This is a genomic window from Shewanella fidelis ATCC BAA-318, assembly GCF_000518605.1.
GTDB lineage: Bacteria > Pseudomonadota > Gammaproteobacteria > Enterobacterales > Shewanellaceae > Shewanella > Shewanella fidelis.
Genome location: NZ_KI912461.1, coordinates 164,386 through 186,591 on the forward strand (window position 1 = coordinate 164,386; position 22,206 = coordinate 186,591).

Sequence of the window (22,206 nt, forward strand, 5' to 3'; positions counted from 1 at the left end):
CAAAATAGCTCACATATCGCTATTTTGAATAGCCGCTATTCAAAGCAAAAAACATGCTTAAACCCTAAATAAGCGAATAACCAAATGCCTTATTGTTAATGGTATGTAACTTTATTAGGTGGTAAATGAGTGGCAAGCGAGCGAGCAAGTAAAACAGAAACCAAACCTTCCGCTTGTAGCAAGGATTAGCAGAGCTGCATCTTTGTCAGGGTAGTGTCAGCTTTATCCAATAATTGAGTCTTAAATACAAAAAAAGCAGCTAACGCTGCTTTTTTGTATATTTTAAACACCCAACTAATTTAAAGCCCCTTTAAAATATCTTCGCTCAGGCTAAGGTCATCATTGCGGTTCACATTAATCCCTGCGGCAATAATATTACGTGCAATCTCTTTGGCCTGATCTAATGAATGCATCTCATAAGTACCACACTGATATTCATTAAGCTCTGGGATCTCTGATTGCGCAGCCACTTTTAATACATCTTGCATAGCAGCTAACCAAGCGTCTGCAACTACTGACTCACTCGGCGTACCAATTAAGCTCATATAAAAACCGGTACGGCAGCCCATAGGTGAAATATCAATAATTTCCACATCATCGCCGTTTAAGTGATCACGCATAAAGCCTGCAAAAAGATGCTCTAAAGTATGAATACCACGCTCACTTAAGATCTCTTTGTTGGGTACGCAAAAACGTAAGTCAAACACAGTGATGGTATCGCCTTTAGGTGTCGCCATCGATTTAGCTACACGCACAGCAGGCGCATTCATACGAGTATGGTCAACAGTAAAACTATCTAATAACGGCATGGCAATTCTCCAAATTCACCTAGTTTTTTTACAATCACTACGCTCAACGCGCTTGTGACGCTTTTATTATTTATCTTACAGCCCCGACTTTGTACCGCAAATGATACTTACCTAGCCCAACGCTATAGTCAACAATAACTATCACAAACTTTTTTCATCAAAGCTGCTCTTATAACATTTGCGTTCAAACAGCAGCCAAACCAAGGGGCATATAAAATGAGCAGACCAGTGACTTATACACTGCAGCGTATGACTTACTCAACGACACATACAAAAAAGCCACAGCAATTTGCTATGGCTTTAGGTTATCACTAGATAGTTAACTATCTGGGCTAACTTTTGTTAGTTAGCCTTTACACTTTGGCGAGTCTGGTACATTTGCTTCGTCAGCCCATTCTTGCGGTGTATAAGTGTGCATAGACAAGGCATGTAAGCCTTGAGCAAACTCTTCAGCTAACGCTTCATTGACCGCACGATGACGACCAATAAGTCGCTTACCTTCAAACTCACTACTAGCAATAATCACTTTAAAGTGAGTCTCTGAATTTGGTGGTACATGGTGATTGTGACTTTCATTGATCACTTCTAGGTGCGATGGTGATAGTGCTGCGGTAAGTTTTTCGGTAATGATCTGCGCTACTGACATAAAGATGTTCTCGAATTAAGGCATAAATGCGATTGCGGCAGAGTACTGCTATCAATGTTAAAGGTCAACTGACGACCCTGTAATGAAATTTGAATAAGCTGCTATCAGTCATGCTAGGCTGCTAATTATGCTGATGATAATTAGCGATTAAACACCTAAAAGTGTAATTCACTCTAGGTTGTTCAACCTTGAGCCGCTTTGGTAATGAGTGCTCCCAATCACTTTGCATAGGCCAATGCATAATCAGTAAATCGCCACTTTCTAAATGCAAACATTGCTTGTCTAATGTTTGCTTATGGCGAATGAAAAAATCACGACTTGCTCCAATCGTCACAGAAGCGATATCCGTTCCAGATTTAATTTCCTTTTCATCATCACTATGCCAGCCCATAGATTCATGGCCATTAGCATAGAGGTTGACTAATACTCCATTTGACTGCAAGCCAAAATCACGTTCGAGTTTAAGACGCAGTTTTTGAGCATAATGCGGCCAAGGTTGAGCTTCAATGAATAAGCCAGAATAGACGTAATCACAGCCTTTATCGCCAAACCACACTTGGCTGCGTGGAATAGGATGATGCTTACCAAAAACAAATACTTCGGGGCGGGTTAACGGATAAGTCTCAACTTCTTTAAGTAGCGCTGCTTGTTGAGCTAGATTTAAATAGCCTTTTATTAAGGTATAAGGTGGACGTGGCTTTGTATTTGCCTTTTGCAATTGGCTCTCATGCCCTTGAGTGGCTGGCTGTGCTTCTGATGGCGGGTCGAAATCAAAATCATCTTGTTGCATCTTCACCTTCCACTAAACAAAGCTATAAACGGCATACTTAGACATCATATACCTGAGATCATAAATCTGCGATAATATGCGCCCTATTTTATTTGGTACTGATTGGCATATGACTACACAATTTTCTGTATCGGGTATTGAACTCGAACTTTTCCGTTACCCTAGCAGACAAGAATCCAATCTGCAGGCATGGGATGCTGCCGATGAGCACCTAATAAAACATTTGTTAGATACTGAGCAAGCACCAGCCAATACCGCGGTTATTAATGATAGTTTCGGTGCGTTAACTACAGCATTACTATCGATCAATGCTAGCTGGCCACTGACGATTGAGACAGATGCCAAAACCAGTTTACTCGGTACTCAACAAAATATTGAGCGTAATCAGCTAAACAGCAACAGTATTACTTGGGTTAATAGCCGTGACGAGTTGCCACAAGGTATTAGCCTCGTCTTGATGAAGTTGCCTAAAAACCTGACTTATTTTAGCCACCAACTAAGTAGATTGTCACAAGTGTTGCCCGCTGGCACTCAAGTACTTATTGGCGCTAAAGCTAAATCAATCAATAAATCGCTATTAGAGACCATCGGCCAATATTTAGGGCCAGCCAATGCGAGTCTTGCATGGAAAAAGACCCGTGTGATCACTTGTGTTGCTGACGGCAAGCCACGTACTCTGCCCAAAGCCACAACTTGGTCTGTACCTGAGTTTAATCTAGAGATCAGTAATCTGAGCAATGTGTTTGCAGCGAACAAGCTCGATATTGGTGCGCGGATCATGCTCGATAATATGCCAAAAGGTAACTTTAAATCGATTGTCGATTTAGGTTGCGGTAATGGCATTTTAGGCTTACACGCCAAACAAGTTTTTCCTGAAGCTTATATTCATTTCATCGATGATTCAGAGATGGCCGTGGCCTCAGCAAGAGCTAACTGGCAAGCAAATAAACTTGATAACCCAGCCCTTGTGGGTGAGCAAGCGACTTTTGGCTGGGATGACTGTTTGACTAATATGAGCGAGGGCTTCCGCCCAGATCTTGTGTTGTGTAACCCGCCTTTCCATCAAGGCGAAGCAATTACTGACCATATTGCATGGCAGATGTTTTTAGACGCCTTTAGACGTTTAAAAAATGGCGGCATACTGCATGTTGTAGGTAACCGTCATTTAGCCTATCACGTTAAATTAAAGCGTATTTTTAAAAACTGTACCACGGTTGCCTCTAACGGCAAGTTTGTTATTTTACAGGCTCAAAAGATCAGTAAAAAAGCGCAAGAGTTTGATTCACAAGCGCCAAGTGCGGCAAACCAAACAAATGATGAGCCGCACCCACAAAGCTCACTCTATGGTAAACCAAAGTCAAAATAGTCAGCCTTAAACCAATAAAGGTGAGCTTATGCTCACCTTTTTAATTTTTAAACACATTCTAACTAGCAGTGTTAGCCGCTTTAACTTCAACTAACACCCTATCAACTAGCTGGAGCGCTGAAGTCATTCCCGAAAGATCAGCATGTACCTCACCATCTTGCCCAGAATGATGGCCACGTCCAATCAGTTTCATTACAAATAGCGCATTCGGTTTATCGAAATTGATCTCAGTTTCATAAATCACCGAAGGCTGCGCTGAATAACCGCTACCAGAATAAACCGCATCTTCAGGAAAACGATCACTCGCGTAATATTGGTTAAAGTCGAATGATTGATTAACCTCAAGACGTAACCTATAAATACCACTCAGCTTCTGCTCGACACTCGCGCGATAAATAAAGTTGTTCATCATAGTTGCGCCAGAGTAGCCATCTACCAACTTACTGATTTGGTTTGCCTCTACTGACTGGTTGTTGCTTGCTAACTTATGCAAAAACACCGGCAAAGACTCTTTTCGAAACCTATCATTACGCGTTTCCGGCTCCACCACTAAATCAAACGCTTGCTCCATCGTAAACCCTGGCCGCTCAAACGGGTTATCGGTAAATACAGCATTCTTGTCACGAGTGGAGACCCGGTTAGCAAAGTTATTTTCAGCCAATTTTTGTGTTACATAGATAGGTTGAACAAATTGCCCCTCTAATGTTTCTAACCAAATCGCATATTGCGGCCACTGAAAAGCTACGCCCGCTTTAAACTCAATAGATAACTGCGGCGTAGTTAAACCTTCAGCAGTATTATCGACTAAAAGGTAACGCAGCTCTTGATTTTCAAAACCCAGATCCGTTGCCCTTAGCGTCATACCCCACTGGTAAAACTGTTTAACTGGCTGAATACCAAGCCAAGATAAAGCAGCTAATATCGCAACCGATAAAAATGCCATCGGCAAGGTCCATTTATAGCGGGACTTTTTGCCCCAGAAGCGCAACTGCAAGTAACTTTTTAACGGCGTAAAATTATTTTTCAAATGCCAAAACGCAGCGAGCAACAACCCGAATCCAACAATAGTGTGCAATGTTGCCACTGGTGGATAATGACTTTTGACAAACATGAAAATTGACGAAGCAAACATGACAAACATGCTGGCAAAAATAACCAAGCTGATCAAAGCGCGAAAATGGAACCATCGATTAAGCATAGAATTTAGAGTGTTAAAGTAAGTGATGACTCACTGTTGACCAGTGCGTTATCCACTACCACCAAAACTTTCTAAAATTTTATAAAACAGCTTTAAAATTCAGAAATTAAACAAATACCAAGCTAACAACTAAGATGAGATTAAATTGCTCTGAGGCTATATTTTTATGGTCAGTTCGTGTAAACGGATCTGTTTTTTTGCAGCCTCTAAGTAGCTTAATGATAATTCATGCTTTCCCTGCTGCTGATAAAGCGATGCTAGCGCTAGCTTTACCTGACTGACTCCCATTGGGCAAAAAATCATTTGATGAAAAGCCAACGCCTGCTTTAATGAATCTTCCGCCACAGCAAGATTGATATTCGCTTGCTGTGCGAGATCACTATAAAGTGCAGCTTTTAATTGGTAGGCGTATCCCAGATACAAAAAGTCATTATCAACTTGGCTTTGCTTGATGGACTGCTCGAGTGCTTTGAGTGTTGCGCCGAAGTTTTCTTGGCTGTAACTATAAGCAAGCCAATAGGCGTAACGCCCACTCAAGTGGCTTGTCGGTTGAAGCAGGTTGGTTTGTTCGAATAAAAGCTCCCTACCCTGCAACTCTTTACCCGCCAACATCAACCACTGAGCGAGTAATAAACGCACGCTGTGATTATCAGGCTCTATCGCTAACGTACTCCTAAGCATAGCTTGGGCGGCATTTAGTTTACCTTGCTTATACAGAACAATGGCTTGAAACACCAATTCGTTTTTAAGCTCGCTTTGAAAATCAGCTCGGATCGCCGCCGCGCTTGCACCTAAATGCCGATTGATGATTGCAGCAAGTTGCAATAACGCATCGTCGAGGCTAGTACTAAAAACCACGCCAACGGTTTCACCTTGCTTTACATGAAGTCGATAAGAAAGTTGGTAGTCACGAACATTGCCGTGGAGTTGGGTTTCAACAATTAAGTTTGCTCCAGTGCGCTTAAACATTGTTGCAATATCATTGTGACTATAGTTTGCAGTCAGTGATAACTTGGCAACCAGCGGCAGCACGTATTCGGTACTCATCACTTTGCCACGGTTATTAAGATTACCAATCAATTGATCCATTGCACCTAACGGTACCCAAGCATGATCTCTGCCAATAACCTGATTACTTACAGGCAAAATAATCACTGTCCCCGTTGCAGCAACACGTTGTTTATCAAACGTTGTTGTATTGAATAACAGAAAATAGCAAAGCGTTATGATGCCTAACAGCGCTAACAATAGTTTATAGTGCTGCAATACCAGCTCAACAGCTAAAGGATGCTTATTAGTATCAAGGGGGGCATGCCCATCCCCAAGATGACAAATATCATTAGACAAAAAGCTGTCAGAAGTTGTTACACCACCGATGTCAGCATGGACGGCTGACGGTTCTAGCGCCTGACGAGTCACATTGACGCACCAGCGATAGCCCTTTCTTGGAAAGGTTTGGATGACTTTTTGTGGTGCAAATATCCGTCTAATTTCACTTATCGTTTGAAACAGTACCTGCTCGTCACAATGTACATCATCCCAAATGGCTTCCAACAGTTCAGTTTTAGTGCAAATATCGCGTTTTGACTCAATTAAATATTGCATTAACGCTAAGGTTTTTGGCCTAACTTCAACCTTATGCTCAGCAAAATAAACCACTCGTTCACGGCAACAAATTTTGAAGTTCTCTGCACAATATACTTGGCTAAAATCTTGTTGCTGAAAATCTATTTGTGGCACGCCTCATCCTTGTTTAGCACTTTTGAGTCTCGGTTAAATATTACCGTGAAGCCATAGTGGTTGTCTTATCACAATATGACACTAGTTATATTGGCAGGCTCAAATTAGTCTTTAACAGCTTCACTATTAACACTGCTCAGTTCAGCTCCCTTCTTGACTGCTTGAGTTGTTTGCGGCGGTGCAAATAACGCACTAAATCGCTGCTTCCAACTGCGATTTGGCGCTAAAAATTCAGCTCCCATATCGCGCCATTCAGTGAAAGTCACCACCAACGGGTTAAAGCTATTTATCGGTTTAGTAATTCCATATTCAACCGTTTCACGCTCTTTGACAAAGGTGCCAAACAAACGATCCCAAATAATTAAAATTCCTGCGTAGTTTTTATCTATATATTGGGGATTACGGCCATGGTGCACCCTATGGTGTGAAGGTGTGTTTAATACCCACTCAAAGATCCCTAATGACTTGATTGATTGAGTATGTACAAAAAACTGTAGACCTAAATTTAATAGCACCACAAAAACCACCCAGTTAGGATCAAAGCCAATAATCACCAAAGGCAGCCAAAATAACCACATACCTGCTAATGGATACATTAAACTCTGACGAAATGCGGTACTAAAATTCATATTCTCTGAGCTGTGGTGAGCAACATGGGCAGCCCACATCCAACGCACTCGATGGCTAGCACGATGAAACCAGTAATAACAAAAATCCTGCGCAATCATCAACGCAACAAAGGTTACTGCGTTCATTTCAATATCAAATAATCGCCAACCAAAAAAGACTAAGTACAGCTTTGCTATCAATAAGCCTGTCAGGATATCGGTTAACTGATGCATCCCTGCTAACGCAAAGTTACATAGCACTTCAGGTAAATGATATCGAGCATTAAGCGGTAACTTGTTCTGCCTATCACCCACGTACCATTCGAGTAAAATACACACGAAAAATAATGGCGCTAACACCAAGAGCAATACTTCAGGGTGGGCAATCAGTGAATTAAAATCCATCTTCTATGATCCTTTTATTTATCAGTCTGGCGCCAACACTCAAATACGCCGACCATGCATCTGTCGCTACCAGCGGGCAAAGTGATCTTCTGTTAGCCCTAGCACTTGATTTAATTGGTGTTTATTACCTAAGTTATCAATAATAAAACCGTCGAAATAGCCTATATATTGCCTAAAATTACTTTTTAAAAAGCCTAGGTTAAGCTTCTCTTGACGACAGTTTTTAGAGGTAAAACTGAGCTCCACTTGCCCATTATCAGAAAAGACTCGCCATTTACCTGCTGACTGACTTTGCGATGTAGGCCGAGTAAATTGAAAATGCACCGGCCCCAGTAAGTGACGTTCACCGTTATGCCAAAATGCATTCTCATTGCATCCAGTTTCATTAACGCCAGCAGCTAAGTTAAGCCCTAGCACTGCGTGTTCGCTAATACAGTTAATACTTGCCCAGCGCCAGCTCGTATCACGCCGCATAAAGCCAGCACTAAAGTCATAACCAGCACAAGCACGTTGCAGTGGCTGGGGCTCGTGGTTTATCAACAAACTCCCCTTTAGCGCTAAACCATTATGCTTTTGGGTATATGTCCAGCCGCTATATCCGGTTGGATTACACATGGCCATTGGTAAACTCAACACATCTGGTTGCAGGGTTAAATCAGCCTCAATACCCAAAGTGTTTAATCTTAATCGCCAAAGCCCCTGTTCAATCTCAAATGTAACACTGCCTTTTGTCCCTTTAATATTGGCACAGCCCTGCATTGGCGAGTCCGACATTTGATAACCCAGGCCTAAAGGCTTAAGCCAACTCGTTTCAATAAGCTGGTTGCTACTGATGTCATATAAATAACAGAAAGCGCTGCCTACATAGCGGATATCTGCTAAAGCAACGCCAATCACATAATGCGGGGTCACTATGCTTAAAAACTGAAACTGCTTATAGTCGAAATGCTTAGCCCAGCGCGATGCTGGCTTGTCCATTTCGTTGCGATAGTTAAAGTGTTCTACACCAAGCTCAGCCACTGGGCCATCGAAGTGACCAAACACAGGTTGCCCAACTTCATCAATTAATCGCTGCGGCGCAGGTACACTGGTCAATATTTGTGGCGTCCAATCAGCAGCTTTCGCTAACATAAGTCTTAGGTCCTTAACGCTTATTTGACCTTTTACTCTAACTGGAACTGAGGCAGGTTAAAAGTGAATCACCCACTTTTTGTTGCGCATTTGTAAATGCACTAACTGAAGATTAATAGCTGAATTGAAGAATACCTCCAAAAATAGCGCATTAGACTGCGCTATCTTAAAAATGCGGGGCGATAATAGCTGGCTAAAAACGGTAACTCATACCAATACTCAAGTTTTGTACAGTCAGTTGTTGAATTGGAATATATTGATACTCAATATTCATACCTAAACCCGAATTAAAGCGGATCCCCCAACCTACAGCACTGAATAGGTCAACATCCCTATCACTAATAGACTTAACGTTATTATTGCTAGCTTCTAAATCGTAGCTAAGCTCATTGGCGCTAGCCCCCAATTTTGCGTAAAGACGATTACTCGGAGACAACATATATTCGCCATAGAGTGCAGTTCTAAAACCGTTATATTCAATGTTATTCACTTTGGCTATTATGCCCACAAACGCACTAACAATACCGCCACTTCCTGAAAGGTAACCCGCCTCAACGCCGAAGTTATCCTGCCACATATAGCGATAATAAATGTCGTACATCATATTATCACCACTCGTTGAGCTGTCACTTGAACTCCCCTCAAAATCTTGGTGACCAAAACCAACGTTAGCGCCCATAATATGATCGCCTTGCACAGCCATGGCGTTACAACTTAATAACCCTGCAACCAACACAGAAAGTATTCGCATATTAACTCCTTTAAATACGCGTTATAGAACAACGATGAAACAACTAATTTATGACTAAATTAGCGCCTCTCTCTATTAATTTCGCCATACTACAATAAGTAATCATGGTTAATCTACAACCAATTTGGGCATCAAAAAGCAATAACAAAAAGAGCCGTGTAGCGCTGGAATACCAACGCTATTCTGGTATGCTGAGGCCATCAACTTTTTGCTAATTTATGATAATAATGAAATCTTTACTTTTAATACTAACGACCGCATTAGTTATGGTTGGTTGCGCCAGCCAAGGCCCATCGCACATTGCATTAAACCCCGAAGTTCCTGCGATTTCAGTGCAAACAGAAGCTGAACTGCCGATCGCAATAGAAACCATAGATACTCGCTCAGCCAATTTTATTGTGCGATTCAATGACGGCGACAAAGCAGCGCGTTTAGTTAGCCCAACAGAAGCACCACGGGTGCAAATGGATCAAGTATTTAGACAAGGATTTACCCAAGCAGGCTATCGAATCGATCCAAGCGCTGTAAACCATATGCAAATTCAACTGGAACAATTACTTACCGACGTGAATGAAAGCACCTTCGGATTCGAAGCTAACAGCCAAGTGATTATTAACGTCATAGCCAAGAACACCAATCAAGAGCTGACAAAGCGTTATCGTGCAAAGGGTTTATTAAAAGGTCCACTTAGTGCAGATTTTGCGACGTTAGAGCTAGAAATCAATAAACTAATTGGTGAGTTAACTCAGGATATTATCAACGATCCTGAATTAAACCAGTTTATTCAACAGTAGTTAACGCCGCTTAATTAACAATAAGGGAACCAAATGAAATCTTGGATTTTAAAAGCGCTTGCACCTTTAGGCCTATTACTTATAAGCCAAGTTAGCCACGCTGTAGATATTCAGCCTGACACGCTTTACCCTCAGGTTGAGTTAGACACCACTATGGGCAAAATTGTAGTTGAGCTCGATAGAACTCGTGCCCCTATTACCGTTGATAACTTTTTAACCTATGTAGTTAAAGGCCACTATGACAACACGCTGTTTCATCGTGTTATTGCAGATTTCGTTGTTCAAGGTGGCGGCTTAGACTTGAATAAAGAGGAAAGGCCAACCTCTGCGCCTATCGTCAACGAATCAGGCAACGGTTTATCTAACCTAACCGGCACGATTGCCATGGCAAGAGAAGCAGAACCTCATACAGCCACCAGCCAATTCTATTTTAATGTGGTCGATAATGAAAAGTTAGACCCCTCTTCACGCCGCTGGGGTTATGCAGTTTTTGGTGAAGTCACCTCGGGGATGGAAGTATTACAAGCTATGTCTTTAGTTCCAACCGAGTTTAATACCACGATTGAATGGCCAGATTTTCCTGTGACCGATATCGTACTAAAAAAAGCGACCCTACTACCTCGTAACTAGTCCAATATAATCAGTTGATTAATCTTATTTTTTGACACTTTAAAGATAAATCCAAGGCTTAGCTAACATAAAGCTAAGCCTTACAATATTTTGTAATGAAAGTGTAATAAACCAAAAAATTTGAGCAGCAACTAGCAATATGTGTCTATACTTATTTTTGTAAAATAAGGAGGCGGCTCAATGACAGCGGATGAGTTCATTGATGGTAAGGCGCCCCAGCTGGCTTTCTATGGAAAAGCATTTTTGAGCAATCAACTCGACTTCAATGAAATCCAGATGTACCTATGGGACACCCTTGAAGAATGGCAGATGTACAATCATCAGGGTGAAGCGCAAACAGATATGGAACGAGTGTTTTGGCACCTACTACATGCCTTTGATAAATGGCCTTGTTGGGCTATTAGAGGAAATCAATTTTTGCGAAAGCAAGTTGACGACTGCTGCGACTATTTAAGTCTTGGTGGCCAAATTCCTCAAGGCTGTATCGGGATCAGACCTTAAAAGCCATACCATTAATCACACCAGAGTGTAAAAACTCTAACAAAGCCCAAACCTTTCAGGTTTGGGCTTTTTATTGCCTTAACTTAAAATGAAGTAAATCTCGCGCAGGTAGTAACCGCTACGGCAGTAATCACTATCCTGAGATAAAAAACATTATTGTGCCCTTGAACCCTGGCACCGTCCTACGTAAGCTAGCTGAACTCATTGTTATCTCTCTACCTTAGGTGGTTCGCCCCCGTGCATTCTTTCTTTTCGCGTTTTAAAGACGCTGCATCAATTTATTGTCATAAACGGGTTCTTATCCTGTTATTGCTCGGTTTTTCAGCTGGCTTACCGCTCATGTTAGTGTTCTCAACATTATCATTCTGGCTCAGAGAAGCGGGTGTTGATCGTACAGCCATCGGTTACTTTAGCTGGATTGCTCTAGCTTATGGTTTTAAGTGGGCTTGGTCACCATTAGTTGATCGCATGTCACTGCCCATATTTACCCGACTTTTGGGGCGGCGACGGGGCTGGATGATGTTCGCCCAACTGTTATTGGTGATAGCCATACTTGGAATGAGCCAAAGTGATCCCTTAGTTGATCTTGAAAGGCTAGCGCTATTTGCACTCATGGTCGCCTTTGCCTCGGCTACCCAAGATATTGTTATCGATGCTTTTCGTATCGAATCAGCGCCAGTCAAAATGCAAGCCGCTCTTGCTGCGGCTTATCAAGTGGGATATCGCACAGCCATGATTGTTGCTACGGCGGGTGCTCTTACCATTGCGGCTTGGATAGAACCTGAAAGCGAAGCTTACAGCTTAGTTTCGTGGCAAACAGCTTATATCAGCATGGCAGGCTTAATGTTCATCGGTATTCTGACCACCCTATTTAGCAGTGAACCTACTGTTGAAACCAAGGATGCAGATGAAAAAGAAGCTGCACTTAAAGATAAGTTTGCCGCCAAATATCCAACCTTTATTGCTGCGAGCCTATCTTGGCTTTATACCGCCAGCGTACTGCCATTTATTGACTTCTTTAAACGATATGGCCGCAGTGCAATTCTTATCTTATTGCTTATCTCTTGCTATCGAATTTCCGATATTGTGATGGGCATTATGGCCAACGTGTTTTACGTTGATATGGGCTTTTCAAAAACTGAAATTGCCACACTAAGTAAAGTATACGGTTTAATTATGACACTCGTCGGAGCTGGAGCAGGCGGCTTATTGATCGCCCGTTATGGCACGATGAAAATTCTATTTCTCGGCGCCCTGCTGGTTGCAGTGACTAACTTACTATTCGCCTACCAAGCTATGATCGGCTATAACGTTAGTTTTTTAACCTTTGCCATTTCGGTAGATAACTTCAGTGCAGGCATTGCAACAGCCGCCTTCATTGCTTACCTCTCTAGCTTGACTAGTAGCGGTTACAGTGCAACCCAATACGCTCTTCTTTCATCAATAATGCTGCTGTTCCCTAAATTTGTTGCTGGATTCTCTGGTGCTTATATTGATGCCTATAACTATGTTAGCTTCTTTATTGCAGCCAGTTTAATTGGCTTCCCGGTTCTTGGACTTATTATGTTAGTTCAAAAGTATGCACCTAATCCGGCGTCAATCGAGCAAGATGAGTTGCTTAAGCAAGATAAAGCCAAAGAGTACGAAAGCTAATATAAAGTTAGTGATATCGAGCAATGGTTTAATTCACCAACAAGTGAGTAATATCGATAATTTTTGTGACTTTAGATATTTCAACTTGGCGGTAAAACCATAAAGCCATGAAATTAAAGACTTTTAATGTTGGCACTTTATTTGCCTTAAGCTATGTTAACAATATGACTAACTTGGACTAGTAAAAGGAAAGAATATGGATATCGGTCAAATTATTATCGTTGCAATTATCGTGTTTGCCATCTTTGGTACTGACTTTTTTAAATACCGCTTTCGTATGAAGCAGCTTGAAGCAAAAATCGATAGTAGTGACAAAATGAAGCTTATTGATGAAGTGAAAAGCATTCAACATCGTTTAGTGGTTTTGGAGAAAATCATTACCGATAAAGGTTATGAAGTGAGTGAAGAGATTAATAAGCTAAAAGATTAATTCATATGACAAGGGCTGCTAACGCAGCAGCCCTCATTGAGACATCCCCCAAGGAAGATTAGTCTCTAAAGTTATTAAACTGGAATGGTTGACCAAGATCAGACTCACGAGCTAGTGCCATAACCGCTTGTAAGTCATCACGCTTCTTACCCGTTACTCGCACTGAATCACCTTGAATCGATGATTGTACTTTCAGCTTACTGTCTTTAATCAGCTTAACTAGCTTTTTAGCTACTAAGGTTTCAATACCTTCTTTAAATCTCACCTTTAAAGAGAAAGTTTTACCGCTGTGAACCGCTTTCTCATCAACATCCATTGATTTCGGGTCAACATTACGCTTACTCATCTGCATGCGTAAAATATCAACTAACTGACGAACCTGAAAATCATCTTCAGCAGTTAGAGTAACCACATGGTCTTTATATTCAATCGAGGCTTCTTTACCACGAAAGTCAAAGCGCCCTTTCAATTCACGAACTGAATTATCAACCGCGTTACGCAGCTCAACTTCATTTACTTCTGAAACAATATCCATTGAAGGCATAAGTTTGGTCCTAAAAAAATTTCTGTGGCCGTATTTTACGCATTGAGAAGATGAACTTGAAGTAAATTAACCATAAAATCAGATGAAATCTCGGCTTAGAGGTGACTTTAGCTAACGCTTTTCTTATGATTGACGCAAATAACTCAAATGACGATGACGTGATAAAGACACAGGCAGTTTTTAAGTGGGCGCTAGCACTAACGCTAATTTTAGTAAGCTACTTGGTTTTCTCTAAACCAAACTACTATCCAAGTGGGATCCCTAACCTAGATAAAATTGGCCATATGGGTAGCTTTTTTATGTTGTCTTATTTAACCCACCTCGCCTTTAAGCCTAAGTGGTATATACTCGCCATCATCCTAGCGGGCTATGCGGTATTTATTGAATTAGTTCAATCTCAGCTTTCTTATCGAAGTGCCTCATTTGCAGACTTTGTTGCTGATATGCTGGGAATATTATTGTTTTACATATGCCACTGGCTTTACCTGCGCTACTTTAAAGCTGCTAAACTTGTCGACTCTGATCCAGAATAATGTCTACACTATCTAATCAAAAAACGGCCTTTGCTAAAATCTGTATTTTAGGTGCTGGCGCAATTGGTCAGCTTGTTTATCATCAACTCGCGCAGCAATCGCAAAGTCAGCTCAGTTTTATTAGTCGAGATACCAACTCATCAATACAACCACTGCATTTTACAACTCTTGATGAGCAAATCATTAGCCGTGAAGCAAAGCTCATAGGTAAAGCAGATTATCAGGTGCACCTTAATCAAGTAGATCTGCTGATTGTTTGTGTTAAAGCTTATCAAGTCAGCGATGCTCTTGAGCCTATTTTACCTCTGCTCGGATCTCAAGCGCATATTCTATTGCTACACAACGGCATGGGACCTCACATAGAGATCATCCCTATGCTTAAAGGACTGGGAGTCAGTTTAGGTACCACCTCCCAAGGGGCATTAAAATTAGATAAGTGGCATATCAAACAAACTGGTAAAGGTTTAACTCAATTAGGTAGCAGCGAAATGCTGGCGCAATTACCGCCACTGTCGATAGAGCTTAAACAGATATTATTAAACGCTATTCCTCAAAGTGAATGGTTCGCCGAGATATTGCCCTTACTGTGGCAAAAACTTGCTGTTAACCTTGCTATAAATCCACTTACCGCGATTTTTAATTGCCGTAACGGGGAGCTCGCTGCCGATGAACATAAACCACTCATTTTCAATGCGGTGAGTGAGTTAGTAGCGGTCGCTAAACAGGACAATATTGAACTTGATCTAGATGCCCTACTGCAAAGGGTGTATCTCGTTATTGAATTGACTGCGGATAACTTCTCATCAATGCATCAGGATGTGCATCACCATAGGCAGACAGAAATCGATGCAATTAATGGTTTTGTGCTGCAAAGAGCCAGCGTCCACCAGCTTGCAGCCCCCGTTATTCTGTCGTTGCAACAACAAATTAAACAGATTGAAGCAAAGTACCTGTAACGTCTTCAAGTGTTATAGCAAGATAATCTACTCATCTGTTGTAGTACCGATAAGTTTAGCCGCCCAAGCTCCAATAACGGCTAGGCATACAGTGAGATCTTCAAAGCCATAAACGGTTGTTAATTCATAAACTAATCCTACGCAATTTATAATTCTGACTAAAATTAGTTCTGTAGTGACATTTTTGTAATTAGACAAAAAGGCAGAGCTCATGCAAAGAGAGCAATGGAACTCAAGGACTGGTTTTATTCTTGCCGCAGTTGGTTCGGCGATTGGGCTAGGTAATATATGGCGCTTTCCCTATATGGCGTACGAAAACGGCGGTGGTGCTTTTTTTATCCCCTACCTATTTGCTATGTTGACCGCAGGCATCCCGTTTATGATTATGGAATTTAGCCTAGGACACAAACATCGCGGCGCTGCTCCTCGTATATTTGGAAAACTTGGTGCGTCACTTGGCTTTAGGCTTGAATGGCTGGGCTGGTTTCAAGTATTTATCGCTGCTGTTATCGCCATTTACTACGTGGCAATTATCGGCTGGGCTATCTCATATTTTGTCTTTTCAATCAGCCAAAGCTGGGGCACTGATACCAATAGCTTCTTTTTCAACGAATACTTGCAGCTTGGCGACAATTCGCCCACTAAGTTAGGTTCGTTGCAACTACATATCGCAATTCCGATGGCGATTGCTTGGGTAATGACCTCTTTGGCCGTTTTTAGCGGCGTTAAGGCGGGCATTGAACGGGCAAGCAAAATCATGATGCCGCTGTTATTTATTATGGTACTGCTATTAATTGGCAGAATTGTGTTACTCCCCGGCGCGCTCGATGGGCTTAATTACCTATTTAGGCCCGATTTCAGCATGATCTTAGATGTTAAGGTTTGGTCTGCCGCATACGGACAGATCTTTTTTACCTTAAGCGTCGGTTTTGCCATTATGCTCGCCTACTCTAGCTACCTGCCTGAAAAGTCAGATATCAATAACAATGCTTTTATGACGGTATTGATTAACTGCGGCTTTTCTATTTTAGGCGGCATTATGATTTTCGCGGTGCTTGGCTATATGGCAGCAGAGCAAGCCAAACCTATAACCGATGTGGTGACATCTGGCGTGGGGCTAGCGTTTGTCACTATCCCGGCAGCTATTAACTTACTGCCGATCCCCTATATTTTAGGGCCGTTATTCTTTCTAGCTTTAGTTGTTGCGGGTATCAGCTCACATATCTCCATTATTGAAGCTGTTGTTGCGGCTGTAATCGATAAACTGGCAATCTCACGCAAAAAAGCCGCTCTGCTGGTATGCGGCATAGGTTTTACGATTTCAATGGCATTTTCAACCAATGGCGGTTTACTGCTTTTAGATCTAGTGGATTACTTCATAAATAACATCGCCTTGCTAACAAGTTGCCTTATCGAATTAATTGTTCTTACATGGTTATTTAAGATTGCTGATATACGAGATTATGCCAACCAGTGCAGCGAGTTCAGTGTTGGAAAATGGTTTAATCTATGCCTGCGCTTTATTGGGCCGATTATGTTGAGTGTCATTTTAATCAAGAATCTGATCAATACCCTAAGAAACGGTTATGAAGATTATCCTATCGCCGATCAGATCTTTCTCGGCTGGGGCTTAATTGCACTGATGCTGTTTATCGCAATTTTTATTAGCTTAGTTTCGCGTGAACCCAGTAAAGACGATATAGGAATAAAATCCGCTAAAGCGAGAAACAAAGGAGAGCATTAAATGAGTACAGCTGCAATTGTGATGATGATTTTAGCATTAACCATTACTTGGGGAGGCGCGGCTGTATGCATCGCAATTGCTATGAGAGCCGCGAAAATATCAAAGCAAAGATAAATATCTTTGCTTTGATAGCTAACCTCTGACTCAATGCTACAAGTAAGTGGTTTACGCCATAAACTAATAGTTCTTAATATGTACCTCAGGGTGCGCCATATCTGTTTTTATAAACATATCAACGTGATCACCATTGATATCAAATCGAGTTGAGGTAACGGTTCCCATCATCTCTCCACGCCCCTTCCAAAGTACTGAGGTTTCAGCAAACTCTTGTGTCTGAGCCTTTGTTGTTTCGATACTCGCTTTATCTAAAAACGATTCAGCAGCGGCTTGTCTTGGCAGCGATTTTGCCGCAAATGCCTGATCAACAAATGGTTGCTGCTGATACAAAGAGTGATTGGCATGTACCATTTTGTCAGCATAAGAATGGTTAACCACGCCGCCTTTGGCTGCAGAAAAGTTATTCTCAATATTCATTACTTTTGCATTACTATCAATCACTGTGTAGGAGAAAAATGCAGTGTACTGTTGATGAGCGTTAAAGATATCTAGTAACTCTTGCTGCGAGCCAATATTGTAAGCTTCCCAACTTAGGTAATATGAAGGTGTGGCATTATCCACTAAGATCTCAGCACCGGCTTTTTCACGAGCAGTCCCCTCATCGGCCATCGTATTCATCATAATAGCTTGTCCGCCCTTGGCTATCCCGCCGTAAGGAATAAGCCCTGCCCAAGTTTGGATAACTCTGGTTTGACCGTCCACATCAGTATGGTTAAGTACGATTAAACCTTCATAGTTAATTCCCATATAATCGAAGTTTGCTTGCCCCCAAGCACGACCTTGTTTATCTGACATGCCAAGTACGGTGCACTTTGCCGGAGCCGCAGGATCATGAGCTGGCTTTTCAGCTTGTAAGAAGCCCATGCCACCAGAACGCTGAGACTCCAAAATGGCTTCATCTGACATGCCAACGGCTAACAATAAATTAGGTGAGCGATTTAATGACTCAGATAAGCCTTGAATATAAGCAGCAGCATCTGGCGAACTCGCCTTTAGTTTTGTAAAAATACTCTGCGCCTCAAAAGACTTTGATAGTGAGATGACATTAAGCCCGGGTAACATTACTCCCAAGGTATTATCGAAGCGTTCAATACCATCAAGAATTTGTGCTTTGGCAACGACACCAACATGCAAACCCAGTTCATAACTAGAACCTTGAAACTTCACTTCAGCAATTTGATCTGTATGCTGAATAAGTTCTGCTTGAGCGCCAACCGAAAATATAGAAGATAACGCAAGTGTTGCCGCAATAATTGATTTTTTCATGTTGAGCTCCTGTCTAAGATGATGGAGCTAGAATAATCACAACCTCATTACTAAACATTTCTAAGAAAATTAGTAAACTTAGTTAAGCTGCAGCAGCAAAGCTGTCTATTGTAGTTAGTCAAGGAAACTCATAAACTCCATTTAAGCTCAGGCATTACACTTGGATCTATGGATCATTTAAATAACTCCCTCAACGCTAGCAAGCCTTCTCGAAACAATAAGAGACTCACTTTACATAGCAGTGCTTGGCTTTATCTAGCTGCAACCTGTTGTGTTGTTTTCAGCGTGCTTTTTCTGGATCGCTCCATTTCAACTTGGATGCATCACAACATTAATGCCAGTGTTTTGTTTAAGCCTTTAAGCCAAATGCCAGTGTTATTTGAAGTTCTGTCAGCCTTAGTTATTTTGAGCTGCCTGATAGCTAAGTTTCGAGTGAAACTGGCTCACTTTGCCTTAGCCCTTATCTTCACCTTGATAAGTGCCACCATTGTAAGGCTTGGCGCTAAATGGATATTTGGTAGAACTTGGCCAGAAACCTGGCTGCAATTAGACAGTGGCGGTAACCCATCGTGGATAACCCATGGGGTTGAAGGATTCCACCCTTTTATGGCGGGCGCAGCCTACAACTCTTTTCCATCAGGTCATGCGCTATTTACCTTCGCGCTTGTCAGTGTTTTCTGGTGGCGCTTGCCCAAGCTTTACCCACTTTGGTTAGTGGCTATGCTAGGAGCAGTTGCGGGACAATTAGGGCAAAACTATCATTTTCTAGGCGATCTGTTAGCTGGCGCTACTTTAGGTGTATTTTGCGCGCAAATATCTATCTGGTTAAGTGAGCGAGTGATGCCAAAACACCATTAACTCCACATAACTAATATTGCAGCTACAGCAATTAAAATGAGTGCCAGCATATCTTTAATCTTTACCTTATCTTTTAGCCACAACATTGCGATAAGTAAGGTAAAGAACACCTCTACCTGACCCAGTGTTTTCACATAAGGCACAGCTTGTAACGACATAGCACTAAACCAGCCAATTGAGCCAATACAACTGGTCGCACTGGTTAATAACGTCAGTTTAGGTCTTTGGATTAGCCCCTCAAGGGTCGTTTTGTCTACCAAAGTTGAGTAGATCAGCAAGATAGTGGTTTGAATCGCAATCACAAACAGCAGAACCCAAGCAGCTCTGTGAGGAAAAGGTAAATCAAGGTTTAAACTTGCTTCGCGCACCCACAAAGAGGTCAGCGCAAAGGCTGCACCGCACGCTAGCCCAAGAAAAACCGTTGCTAATGAAAGCTGTTTAACATCACCTTTACAGCTCAGCATAAATACCGCAATACCACCGATAAGTACGCCTAGCCAACCTAAGAGTGACAGCTCAGTGCCAAAAAACACCACACCTAAAATCGCGGCAACGATAGCTTCGCTCTTAGCAAGCCCTGCCCCAACGGCAAAGTTCTTCATTTTGAACAGTTTCACCATTAAGGCCGTTGCCAAAATTTGCATTGCCGACGCCCCCAACACATAGGCAGTAAACTTGAGGGTAATAAAAGGTAAGCCTACAGGCTGCCACGTATAAAGTCCGACCAAATAGGCCATTGCAATCGGCGTTGCCCAGATAAAGCGAGCTAGTGTAACGCCAGCAATATTAACCTCTTTACTTAGCTGACTTTGAAACGCATTGCGCCACGCCTGCATAAAGGCTGCAAGAAAAGTAAAAAATATCCAAGTCATAGAGATTAATTTGCCAGGTAAGAAAAACGTTATTATGCCAGCACAAATTGCATTATTGGCAATATTTCATTAATACTGAAAATAACGACTGAAAATACAAAAAGCCAAATCATCTCTGACTTGGCTTTTTGATTTAAACGCTATAAATAAATTACAGCCCGTAAGTGTAACTAGCACCCAGTCCTAATGGGAAACCTAACGCCCAATAAGCCAGTAACCACACACTCCAAATAGATAGCAGCGCTAAACTAAATGGCAGCATCATAGAAATCAGTGTACCGATACCAATATTCTTCACATAACGCTGACAATAAACAACAACCAGCGGGAAGTAAGGCATCAGCGGTGTAATGATATTTGAGCTTGAGTCGCCCACACGATATGCCGCTTGTGATAGATCCGGGCTGATATTAAGTTGCATCAACATAGGCACAAGAACCGGACCAATCAATGCCCACTTCGCCGATGATGACCCCACAAATAGGTTCACAAACCCCACGAGTATGATCATGCCAACAACGGTAATTTCAGCCGGCAGGTTAAGTGCTTTAAGGCCACCAGCACCTTCAACCGCAATCAGCGCACCAAGGTTAGATGCCGAAAACGCTGCCACAAACTGTGCACAGAAAAAGGCCATAACGATGTAATGCGACATACCATTCATCGACTTAGACATGGCTTGAACAACATCGCCTGAAGTCTTAAAAGCACCTGTCATATAGCCGTATACTAGGCCTGGCAACATAAAGAAGATAAAGATCAGCGGCACAATTGCTTGCATCAATGGCGCTTTAAAGCTCGTTAAAGAGCCATCTGTATCTCTAAGGGTCGATGTTTCTGGCACTGTCAGTGAAAAGAAAGCAACAATCGCAACTAACATCACTAACGTTGCGACACGAAACGCTTTAATTTCAGATGGCTTTTCCTCTTCCATTGCAGGAAGATCCACCTCGTCACGGTTAACTTTATGAGTACGGTTTAAACGCGGCTCTAATACTTTATCTGTTAGATACCAAATAAGTAACGTGATAGGAATACAAGATGATGCCGCGAAGAACCAGTTATTTAATGGGTTAACTTCAATATTAGGGTCAACAATTTGTGCAGCTGCCTGAGTAAAACTTTGCAGTAATGGGTCAATACCAGAAGGAATAAAGTTAGCGCAGAAACCACCAGATACACCAGCAAACGCAGCAGCAATACCCGCTAATGGATGGCGACCGACAGTAAAGAAGATCACACCAGCAAGAGGAATAACCACTACATAGCCCGCATCTGTGGCGGTATGAGAGATAATACCGACTAACACAACGGCAGGAGTGAGAAACTTAGCTGGGGTAATTTTTAACATGCGCTTTAACGCCGTGTTAATAAAGCCGGAATGCTCAGCAACCCCCACACCTAACATAGCCACCAGCACCACACCTAAAGGTGCAAATGCGGTGAACGTGGTGACCATTGACGTTAAAAAGTTAGTTAGCGCCTCAGCACTAAGTAGATTATTCACCACAATCGGTGAATTGGTGCGTGGATCTATAGCATCAAAGCTTACGCCCGATAACAGTGCCGATAACGCCCACACTGCAAACATTAAAATCAAAAATAGCATTGCAGGATCCGGTAACTTATTACCTACTCTTTCAATGCTATCTAACGCTTTACCCAACATCCCTTGTGGCCCTTGATCTTCAAGCGCCTGTTTATCTGCTTTCATCATTCAACCTATTTTATTATGTCTCACATTAAACGGAACAAATGGCAGTAAATGCCATAATGGGGCTTAATACCGAGTATTTTTATAACCTACTAGAATAAATGGCCAATCTGTATTTAAACTTAAATTGTATCGACAAAAACAATAAAA

The 22,206-nt window shown here is 41.9% G+C and carries 23 protein-coding genes; 11 read left to right on the forward strand and 12 right to left on the reverse strand.

Annotated elements, in window-relative coordinates:
• Positions 1-299 precede the first annotated feature (299 nt).
• From luxS to L884_RS0120180, 3 genes are all read right to left on the reverse strand, one after another.
• On the reverse strand, positions 300-809 hold the full coding sequence (gene luxS, locus L884_RS0120165; RefSeq protein ID WP_028769184.1) for an S-ribosylhomocysteine lyase: 510 nt from the start codon (positions 807-809) through the stop codon (positions 300-302).
• A 346-nt stretch (positions 810-1,155) separates the two neighbouring features.
• Positions 1,156-1,455: a BolA family protein gene (locus L884_RS0120175; RefSeq protein ID WP_028769185.1), complete on the reverse strand. Its 300-nt coding sequence runs from the start codon at positions 1,453-1,455 to the stop codon at positions 1,156-1,158.
• 121 nt (positions 1,456-1,576) lie between these two features.
• Complete coding sequence (locus L884_RS0120180; RefSeq protein WP_028769186.1) at positions 1,577-2,245, reverse strand: alpha-ketoglutarate-dependent dioxygenase AlkB family protein; 669 nt, start codon at positions 2,243-2,245, stop codon at positions 1,577-1,579.
• Positions 2,246-2,354: 109 nt separating this feature from the next.
• On the opposite strand from L884_RS0120180, the gene L884_RS0120185 reads away from it, so the two are divergent.
• Positions 2,355-3,611, forward strand: coding sequence for a methyltransferase (locus L884_RS0120185; protein WP_028769187.1), 1,257 nt, complete (start codon positions 2,355-2,357; stop codon positions 3,609-3,611).
• Between the two features lie 58 nt (positions 3,612-3,669).
• Here L884_RS0120185 and L884_RS0120190 read toward each other — a convergent pair whose 3' ends face one another.
• The 5 genes from L884_RS0120190 to L884_RS0120210 form a co-directional block, all read right to left on the reverse strand.
• Positions 3,670-4,554, reverse strand: coding sequence for a hypothetical protein (locus tag L884_RS0120190; protein ID WP_156925730.1), 885 nt, complete (start codon positions 4,552-4,554; stop codon positions 3,670-3,672).
• A gap of 411 nt (positions 4,555-4,965) precedes the next feature.
• Complete coding sequence (locus L884_RS0120195; RefSeq protein WP_028769189.1) at positions 4,966-6,549, reverse strand: winged helix-turn-helix domain-containing protein; 1,584 nt, start codon at positions 6,547-6,549, stop codon at positions 4,966-4,968.
• Between the two features lie 104 nt (positions 6,550-6,653).
• Positions 6,654-7,562, reverse strand: coding sequence for a sterol desaturase family protein (locus tag L884_RS0120200; RefSeq protein ID WP_028769190.1), 909 nt, complete (start codon positions 7,560-7,562; stop codon positions 6,654-6,656).
• A 66-nt stretch (positions 7,563-7,628) separates the two neighbouring features.
• Positions 7,629-8,693 (reverse strand): DUF2804 domain-containing protein, encoded by a 1,065-nt coding sequence (locus tag L884_RS0120205; RefSeq protein ID WP_037411323.1) that lies wholly within the window; start codon positions 8,691-8,693, stop codon positions 7,629-7,631.
• A 193-nt stretch (positions 8,694-8,886) separates the two neighbouring features.
• Positions 8,887-9,444 (reverse strand): porin family protein, encoded by a 558-nt coding sequence (locus L884_RS0120210; protein ID WP_028769192.1) that lies wholly within the window; start codon positions 9,442-9,444, stop codon positions 8,887-8,889.
• A 227-nt stretch (positions 9,445-9,671) separates the two neighbouring features.
• Between L884_RS0120210 and L884_RS0120215 the strand changes: the two genes are divergently transcribed.
• The 5 genes from L884_RS0120215 to L884_RS22470 all read left to right on the forward strand — a co-directional run bounded on the left by L884_RS0120215 (position 9,672) and on the right by L884_RS22470 (position 13,452).
• Positions 9,672-10,238, forward strand: coding sequence for a YajG family lipoprotein (locus tag L884_RS0120215; RefSeq protein ID WP_028769193.1), 567 nt, complete (start codon positions 9,672-9,674; stop codon positions 10,236-10,238).
• A gap of 33 nt (positions 10,239-10,271) precedes the next feature.
• On the forward strand, positions 10,272-10,868 hold the full coding sequence (locus L884_RS0120220; RefSeq protein WP_211239217.1) for a peptidylprolyl isomerase: 597 nt from the start codon (positions 10,272-10,274) through the stop codon (positions 10,866-10,868).
• 180 nt (positions 10,869-11,048) lie between these two features.
• Complete coding sequence (locus L884_RS0120225; protein WP_028769195.1) at positions 11,049-11,369, forward strand: hypothetical protein; 321 nt, start codon at positions 11,049-11,051, stop codon at positions 11,367-11,369.
• Positions 11,370-11,606: 237 nt separating this feature from the next.
• On the forward strand, positions 11,607-13,022 hold the full coding sequence (locus tag L884_RS0120230; RefSeq protein ID WP_028769196.1) for an AmpG family muropeptide MFS transporter: 1,416 nt from the start codon (positions 11,607-11,609) through the stop codon (positions 13,020-13,022).
• Between the two features lie 196 nt (positions 13,023-13,218).
• Positions 13,219-13,452, forward strand: coding sequence for a hypothetical protein (locus L884_RS22470; RefSeq protein ID WP_037411325.1), 234 nt, complete (start codon positions 13,219-13,221; stop codon positions 13,450-13,452).
• 58 nt (positions 13,453-13,510) lie between these two features.
• Here the strand turns inward: L884_RS22470 and L884_RS0120240 are convergent, their stop codons facing one another.
• Positions 13,511-13,996, reverse strand: a complete 486-nt coding sequence (locus tag L884_RS0120240) for a YajQ family cyclic di-GMP-binding protein (RefSeq protein ID WP_028769197.1) — start codon at positions 13,994-13,996, stop codon at positions 13,511-13,513.
• A 125-nt stretch (positions 13,997-14,121) separates the two neighbouring features.
• On the opposite strand from L884_RS0120240, the gene L884_RS0120245 reads away from it, so the two are divergent.
• From L884_RS0120245 to L884_RS23120, 4 genes are all read left to right on the forward strand, one after another.
• A complete protein-coding gene (locus L884_RS0120245) occupies positions 14,122-14,529 on the forward strand; it encodes a VanZ family protein (RefSeq protein WP_051435708.1) in 408 nt (135 codons plus the stop codon).
• Entirely contained in the window at positions 14,529-15,485 is a 957-nt protein-coding gene (locus L884_RS0120250; protein WP_028769199.1) for a ketopantoate reductase family protein, read from the forward strand. Before L884_RS0120245 ends, L884_RS0120250 begins: the two co-directional genes overlap by 1 nt.
• A gap of 211 nt (positions 15,486-15,696) precedes the next feature.
• Positions 15,697-17,229: a sodium-dependent transporter gene (locus L884_RS22475; RefSeq protein WP_051435709.1), complete on the forward strand. Its 1,533-nt coding sequence runs from the start codon at positions 15,697-15,699 to the stop codon at positions 17,227-17,229.
• A complete protein-coding gene (locus L884_RS23120) occupies positions 17,230-17,343 on the forward strand; it encodes a methionine/alanine import family NSS transporter small subunit (protein WP_156925731.1) in 114 nt (37 codons plus the stop codon). It begins immediately after the preceding gene.
• Positions 17,344-17,406: 63 nt separating this feature from the next.
• On the opposite strand, the gene L884_RS0120270 is transcribed toward L884_RS23120, so the two are convergent.
• Positions 17,407-18,612: a C45 family autoproteolytic acyltransferase/hydrolase gene (locus tag L884_RS0120270; RefSeq protein ID WP_028769201.1), complete on the reverse strand. Its 1,206-nt coding sequence runs from the start codon at positions 18,610-18,612 to the stop codon at positions 17,407-17,409.
• Between the two features lie 345 nt (positions 18,613-18,957).
• Here L884_RS0120270 and L884_RS22480 point away from each other — a divergent pair, with 345 nt between their 5' ends.
• A complete protein-coding gene (locus L884_RS22480) occupies positions 18,958-19,470 on the forward strand; it encodes a phosphatase PAP2 family protein (protein ID WP_245603174.1) in 513 nt (170 codons plus the stop codon).
• Here the strand turns inward: L884_RS22480 and L884_RS0120280 are convergent.
• Both L884_RS0120280 and L884_RS0120285 read right to left on the reverse strand, forming a co-directional pair.
• Positions 19,467-20,342 (reverse strand): DMT family transporter, encoded by an 876-nt coding sequence (locus L884_RS0120280; RefSeq protein ID WP_028769202.1) that lies wholly within the window; start codon positions 20,340-20,342, stop codon positions 19,467-19,469. The genes L884_RS22480 and L884_RS0120280 overlap by 4 nt on opposite strands.
• 151 nt (positions 20,343-20,493) lie before the next feature.
• Entirely contained in the window at positions 20,494-22,056 is a 1,563-nt protein-coding gene (locus L884_RS0120285; protein ID WP_028769203.1) for an AbgT family transporter, read from the reverse strand.
• Positions 22,057-22,206 lie beyond the last annotated feature (150 nt).

Coding starts and splice junctions, on each gene's coding strand:
- L884_RS22470 (WP_037411325.1), top strand. CDS start 13,219: ATGGATATCGGTCAAATTATTATCGTTGCAATTATCGTGTTTGCCATC.
- L884_RS0120180 (WP_028769186.1), bottom strand. CDS start 2,245: ATGCAACAAGATGATTTTGATTTCGACCCGCCATCAGAAGCACAGCCA.
- L884_RS0120220 (WP_211239217.1), top strand. CDS start 10,272: ATGAAATCTTGGATTTTAAAAGCGCTTGCACCTTTAGGCCTATTACTT.
- L884_RS0120285 (WP_028769203.1), bottom strand. CDS start 22,056: ATGAAAGCAGATAAACAGGCGCTTGAAGATCAAGGGCCACAAGGGATG.
- L884_RS0120280 (WP_028769202.1), bottom strand. CDS start 20,342: ATGACTTGGATATTTTTTACTTTTCTTGCAGCCTTTATGCAGGCGTGG.
- L884_RS0120200 (WP_028769190.1), bottom strand. CDS start 7,562: ATGGATTTTAATTCACTGATTGCCCACCCTGAAGTATTGCTCTTGGTG.
- L884_RS23120 (WP_156925731.1), top strand. CDS start 17,230: ATGAGTACAGCTGCAATTGTGATGATGATTTTAGCATTAACCATTACT.
- L884_RS0120210 (WP_028769192.1), bottom strand. CDS start 9,444: ATGCGAATACTTTCTGTGTTGGTTGCAGGGTTATTAAGTTGTAACGCC.
- L884_RS0120245 (WP_051435708.1), top strand. CDS start 14,122: ATGATTGACGCAAATAACTCAAATGACGATGACGTGATAAAGACACAG.
- L884_RS0120270 (WP_028769201.1), bottom strand. CDS start 18,612: ATGAAAAAATCAATTATTGCGGCAACACTTGCGTTATCTTCTATATTT.
- L884_RS0120225 (WP_028769195.1), top strand. CDS start 11,049: ATGACAGCGGATGAGTTCATTGATGGTAAGGCGCCCCAGCTGGCTTTC.
- L884_RS0120175 (WP_028769185.1), bottom strand. CDS start 1,455: ATGTCAGTAGCGCAGATCATTACCGAAAAACTTACCGCAGCACTATCA.
- L884_RS0120205 (WP_037411323.1), bottom strand. CDS start 8,693: ATGTTAGCGAAAGCTGCTGATTGGACGCCACAAATATTGACCAGTGTA.
- L884_RS0120190 (WP_156925730.1), bottom strand. CDS start 4,554: ATGGCATTTTTATCGGTTGCGATATTAGCTGCTTTATCTTGGCTTGGT.
- luxS (WP_028769184.1), bottom strand. CDS start 809: ATGCCGTTATTAGATAGTTTTACTGTTGACCATACTCGTATGAATGCG.
- L884_RS0120185 (WP_028769187.1), top strand. CDS start 2,355: ATGACTACACAATTTTCTGTATCGGGTATTGAACTCGAACTTTTCCGT.
- L884_RS0120215 (WP_028769193.1), top strand. CDS start 9,672: ATGAAATCTTTACTTTTAATACTAACGACCGCATTAGTTATGGTTGGT.
- L884_RS0120250 (WP_028769199.1), top strand. CDS start 14,529: ATGTCTACACTATCTAATCAAAAAACGGCCTTTGCTAAAATCTGTATT.
- L884_RS22475 (WP_051435709.1), top strand. CDS start 15,697: ATGCAAAGAGAGCAATGGAACTCAAGGACTGGTTTTATTCTTGCCGCA.
- L884_RS0120240 (WP_028769197.1), bottom strand. CDS start 13,996: ATGCCTTCAATGGATATTGTTTCAGAAGTAAATGAAGTTGAGCTGCGT.